Annotated in this window: 3 protein-coding genes; all 3 read right to left on the bottom strand. The window is 78.6% G+C overall.

What is annotated here, in order from left to right:
- Window positions 1-44 precede the first annotated feature (44 nt).
- The 3 genes from DLJ47_RS35225 to DLJ47_RS35235 all read right to left on the bottom strand — a co-directional run bounded on the left by DLJ47_RS35225 (window position 45) and on the right by DLJ47_RS35235 (window position 4,445).
- The gene (locus DLJ47_RS35225) at window positions 45-749 is read right to left on the bottom strand and encodes a hypothetical protein (RefSeq protein WP_109906697.1); all 705 of its coding nucleotides are present in this window, start codon (window positions 747-749) and stop codon (window positions 45-47) included.
- A gap of 4 nt (window positions 750-753) precedes the next feature.
- On the bottom strand, window positions 754-3,477 hold the full coding sequence (locus DLJ47_RS35230) for an FtsK/SpoIIIE domain-containing protein (RefSeq protein WP_109906699.1): 2,724 nt from the start codon (window positions 3,475-3,477) through the stop codon (window positions 754-756).
- Window positions 3,478-3,644: 167 nt separating this feature from the next.
- Window positions 3,645-4,445 (bottom strand): SGNH/GDSL hydrolase family protein, encoded by an 801-nt coding sequence (locus DLJ47_RS35235; RefSeq protein WP_109906701.1) that lies wholly within the window; start codon window positions 4,443-4,445, stop codon window positions 3,645-3,647.
- Window positions 4,446-4,469: the final 24 nt, after the last annotated feature.

Raw genomic sequence — 4,469 nt, forward strand, 5'->3', positions numbered from 1 at the left:
CCGCCCCGGGTGGTGACCCGTTGGCTCTGCGGCTGCGGCGAGGACTACCCGTGTTTCGACGTCCGTTTCGCCCGGCTGGTCAAGGCCGCCCGGGTCAGGACCGCCCGCTGACCGTCGCCCGGCCCGGTCAGCACCGGTCTCCCCCACCGCCGCAGCACCACCCACCCGACGACCGGCGCCCCGGCGACCAGCCACCCGGCGTCGCGCGGCGCCACGCCGGCGATCAGCACCACGGCGATGAGGACCAGGGCCACGATGCCCGCGGCGACCAGGTGCACGCCGGCCGCCCGGGCCGTCGGTGACCAGTCCGGCAGCAGCGCCGGTCGCCGGGCCAGCAGCTCGGCCCGCTGGCCGTACCGGTCGGCCTCGTCGGCCCAGCGCCGCGCCAACTCCAGCTCGACCGCCGGGTCGACCTCCGCCGGGGTCTCCCCCACCTGGGCGTACGCCCCGACGGCCGGCCGCCCCGGCGCGGCGGCTGCGCCGCCGGTCTCCCCTGCCCCGGGGTCGGGGGTGCCCGGCGAGCCGGCCGGGCCGGTCGGTGCTGCGGTGGTCGGCGGCGGGGTGGCCGGCCGCTGGCCGATCGCCCGGCCGAGCTGGTCGAGGCGCTCGCCCTGGGCGGTGAGCCGGCGTTCCAGGTGCTCAGCGGCGGCGGGCAGGTTGCGGCGGCGGCCCGCGGCACCCTCCCGCCCGGCCGGCGGCCGCAGCTCGGCCAGTTGCCGGGCCAGCGCCGCGTACTCGGCGAAGGACATCCGCTCAGCCCTCCCCGTCCGACTCGCGCCTGGTGAACGGCACGATCAGCCGGGTGCGCTGGTCGTGCCGGTCGACCAGCAGCCCTCGGCCGGGCCGGGGCGACCACAGGTCGGGCACGCCGAGGTAGGCACCCAGCTCGTCGCCGGGCACGTCCAGCGCGACCAGGCAGGCGAGGTCCTCCGGCTCCCGGGCGTCGCCGAGGTCGCGCGCGAGCGGGCCGAGCCCACGCCACCAGCCGAGCAGGTGCGCGCCGTGGCCGGGCCCGTGGCGCAGCAGCGCGCGCAGGTCGTCGTGGCCGGTCCGGCCGGTCTCCGGGTCGGCCGTCGCCAGCACCTCGTGCGCGGCGTCCGCCCCGAAGACCAGGAGGTAGGTCCGGCCGGCAGCGGGGGCCGAGGCGGCAACGCCCCCGGCCGACCCGTCTGCGGGGCCGACGGGCGAGCCTGAGGTGGCCCCGGGGCAGGCCGCGGCGAGAGCCGCGAGGTAGGCGCGCAGGCCGGCGGTGTCGAGTCGGACGACCGGGTGGCCGGCGGCGGCCAGCGTCGTGGCGGTGTCCTCGGCGGCGGAGTGGGTCGGGCCGGTCAGCGGGGCGAGCAGGAACCGGGCGTCGCCCGGGGCGTGCTGCCGGGCGAGGCTCAGGGTGGCCGCCCGCAGCACCGCCGCGCCGGTGGCCGAGGCGCCGACCACGGCCAGGTGCCGGCCGGGGGCGGCGTCCATGATGAACAGCGCGGAGGTGCCGTCCACGTCGACGGTCCGGCCGACCAGGGCCAGTGGACGCCGACCACCGGGCCGCAACCCGGCGAACGTGGCGTCCTCCTCGACGCGCACTGTCGCGTGCCCCGCGAAGAACGACGGCGGGCGCGAGCCGGTCGGGCGGGCCTGCCACAGCTCGCGGCGCAGCCGGGCCAGCTCGCCGGCGGCGGTCTGCGCGTCGGGCAACCGCACGACGGCGGCTTGCTCGTCGGGCAACCGCACGGCGGCGCTGTGCGCGTCGGGCAACCGCACGGCGGCGGCTTGCTCGTCGGGCAACCGCACGGCGGCGTCCGCGCCGGTCGCGGGCCGGTGCGCGACGGCGCGCGTGGCATGGGGTGGTGCGCTGAGCAGGGCCGAGCCGGCCGGCGGGTCGGCGACAGCGTCGCGCGGCTCGCCGGGCAGCGCGACGCGCAGCGCGAACCGCCCGAGGGCCGCCGCGACCCGGCCGGGAAGCGCCCCGGGCGGGTTCGGGCCGGCCAGCACCAGGTGCATCCCGGCCAGGCCGCCAGCGCGGACCAGTTCGACCAGCAGGTCGGTCGCCTCGCGGGCCAGCGTGTCGCCCCCGGCGAGCAGTCCCTCGAATCCGTCGACCACCGCCACGATCCGGGGCTGGTCCGCCGCTGCGGCGACGCCGTGCCGTTTCCGAGCCGCGACCCGGCGACGCAGTTCGCGGCGCAGGTCACGCAGCACGGCGACGCCGTATTCGCGGTCGGGCTCGATGCCGACCGAGCGGGCGTGCGGCAGCCAGGACGGATCGGCCGCGGTAGGTGCGAGGTCGGCGAAGCCGGCCCGGCCGGTGGCGTCGAGCAGATGGAACCGGAGGTCGGCCGGGGCGTAGCGGGCGGCCAGCCCGTGCACCATGGTGAGCAGGAAGGACGCCCGGCCGGCGGACCCGTCGACCAGCCAGTGCGGGGTGGCCCGGTCGAGGGCGGCGGCGACGGGTTCCGGGCCGACCCGGCCGATCACGGTACGCAGACCGCCGGCCGCCGAGCCGGTCCAGCGGCGCTCCGGCAGCAGCGCGGCCACCTCCACCCCGTTCCCGGGTGCGCTCAGGCGCTCGGCGAGGGCGGCCACCTCGGCGGCCGGCGGGTCGCCGTCGAGCAGCACCGGGGCGGCCAGGCCGCTGCCGTCGGCGCTGAACGGCACGCCCGGCGGGTCGCCGACGTGGGCGTACCGCTCGGCCAGCCGGACCCGGGTGGTGCGGGCCGGTGGGGGCTCAGCCGCCGGCCAGCCGGCGGCCAGGACGCAGACCGCGGCGGCCGGGCCGCGCTCGGTGAGCGCGGCGAGCCGGGCCACAGCGGATCCGGCGACCGACGCGGCGAGGACGACCAGCAGTTCCCGGGCCGGCTCGACGGCACGGGCGTGCCGTTGCACGGTGTCGAGCAGCGCGTCGACCTCGGCCGCGCCGGTCGCCGGCGGCATCAGCACGCCGAGGTCGATCAGCGGACCCAGCGGACCGGCGAACCCGGTCCGCCCCGGGTCGGCCCCGGCGGGATCGTGGGCGTCGACGCCGGATCCGGCGTGGTCGCGGCTTGCGGGGCCGGGTCCAGGGCGGTCACGGCTGGCGGAGCCGGGTCCGGCGTGGTCGCGGCCGGCGGGATCGAGGACGGCGACCCGGACGCCGCCAGGCGGGGTGGCGGCGAGCAGCCGCAGCAGCACGGCACGCAGCAACCCGGCGACCCGGGGATCGCGGGCGTCCGGGTCGAGCACGAGGTGGTGGCCGGCGCCGAGCGGCACCAGGGCCGGGAAGTCGCCGTCGGGGGTGGACGCCGATCCGATCCGGACGCAGGCCGGGGTGCCGGGCAGCGGGGTCGGGGTGGCCAGCGCGTCGCCGAGGCGGGCCAGCCGGGCGACCAGGTCGGCGGGAGCGATCGGCTGGTCCGCCGTGTCCACCGCCCGGCGGGCGGCGTCGAGGTGCGCCCGGCCGGCCCGGTGCGCGGCGACCGCCTGCCCGTACACCGAAGCGAGCCTGCCCACCCGTTGCTCCCGCCGCCGACGTCCGGTCCCCGCGACGCCTAACTGAGCTGGGCCGCAACGGTCGCGGACGGGGCCGGTGTCGGCTCGTTGACAGCACGGCGGCGGCCCCGCCGGCCGGGGCGGCCGACGCTCCGGGGTGGAGTGTCGGCCGCCGTCAGTGGTACGCCTCAGCCGGTGACCGAGGTCAGCGCCGGCAGGTAGCCGTACCGGTAGCCGTCGGCGTCCGGGTGGTACGCCTCGATCACCCCGCTGACATCGCGGATCCACGGGTCGGCACCGCAGACCCCGTGCCCGGCGAAGTGCGGGCGGGTGTCGACGAAGGTGGCCCCGGCGGCGCCCGCCCGGCCGGCGATGACGGTGGCGAGCAGGTCGGCGGCCTCGTTGAGGATGGTGCGCTTGTAGACGCTCATCGCCAGCCACCCGCAGCTGGTGGTCTCGAACAGGCGCGGGTAGCCGAGCACGATCAGCCGGGCGTTCGGCGCCCGCTGCCGGATCGCGGCGTACGTGGCGTCGAGCCGGCCGGGCAGCGTCGCGGTGGCGAACGCCTTCGCGTCGTTGACCGCGTCGGTGCAGGTCGAGGTGCTGCCGAACCGGCAACTGGTGATCACGTCGGCGAAGCCGGCGTCGTTGCCGCCGATGGTGATGGTGACCATGGTGGTGGTGCTGGAGAGCGCGGCGACCTGGTCGTCGATGACGTCGGCGGTGACCGCGCCGCCGCAGGCGGCGAACCGGAAGCTGGTCACCGAGTGGGCGGCGGCCCAGAGCGGGGCGTACGACTTCTGGCTGCGCAGGCAGCCGGACCAGTCGTACGGGCCGGCGCCGACGCCGGAGGAGTAGGAGTCGCCGAGGGCGACGTAGTTGACGGTGGCGGCGGCCTGCGCGGTGCCGGGCAGGAACACCGCGCCGAGCGCGGCGGTGAACAGGGCGACCAGCGCGGCCAGGGCGCGGGCCAGCGGGCGGTGGGGCATGACGGGACCTCCACAGGACAGGGG

It is taken from the genome of Micromonospora sp. S4605, from assembly GCF_003176715.1.
GTDB lineage: Bacteria > Actinomycetota > Actinomycetes > Mycobacteriales > Micromonosporaceae > Micromonospora > Micromonospora echinaurantiaca.